General features: G+C 41.4%; 1 pseudogene. It reads left to right on the forward strand.

Going from position 1 to position 812, the window contains the following annotated elements:
• Positions 1 to 16: 16 nt before the first annotated feature.
• Positions 17 to 812: pseudogene (locus QYB97_RS25065) on the forward strand (transposase); the annotation flags it as partial.

Here is an 812-nt window from a genome sequence, read left to right on the forward strand (position 1 = left end):
ATGGGACGGTGTTTGTATGTATAAGCCGAAAACGGATACTCAGAATGAAGCAGAGTTTGTTTTTATCGAAGATTTGGTGCCTCAAGACCATCTCTTGAGAAAGATTGATCGCTATATTGACTTTTCTTTTATCGGTGAGAAAGTTCGTCCGTATTATTCAGAGTCTACAGGACGTCCTTCGGACCCTATTCTGCTTTTCAAGATGATGTTCATCGGCTATTTTTACGGCATTCGTTCAGAACGACAGCTCGAACGGGAAGTCAAAACCAATATCGCTTATCGTTGGTTTCTTGGCTTAAAACTGAACGATCCTGTTCCTGATCATTCCACCATCAGCTGGAACCGGCGGACTCGTTTCAAAGATACCAACGTCTTCCAAGAGATTTTTGATGAGATTGTCCTTCAAGCCATGAATCATAAAATGGTGGGAGGAAGAGTCTTATTTTCCGATTCGACTCACCTTAAAGCCAATGCCAATAAACATAAATTCACAAGAGAAGAAGTGGAAGCAGAAACAAGAGAATATATCGAAGAATTAAATCAGGCGGTTGAGGAGGACAGAAAAAAGAACGGAAAAAAGCTCTAAAGGAGAAAGAGGAGGTGAAGGAAAAGAGACAAATTCGCAAAAGTACGACCGATCCCGATTGTGGTTTTATGTCGCGAGACCATAAACAAGAAATGTTCTGTTATTTAGACCATCGAACGACGGATATGAAATTCAACATCATCACTGATGCCTATGTTACCCCTGGAAACGTCCATGATTCCGTGCCTTACCTTTCCCGTTTGGACCGTCAAATCGAAAGATTCAA

Source organism: Fictibacillus fluitans, from assembly GCF_030418125.1.
In the GTDB taxonomy this organism is placed as follows: domain Bacteria; phylum Bacillota; class Bacilli; order Bacillales; family Fictibacillaceae; genus Fictibacillus_C; species Fictibacillus_C fluitans.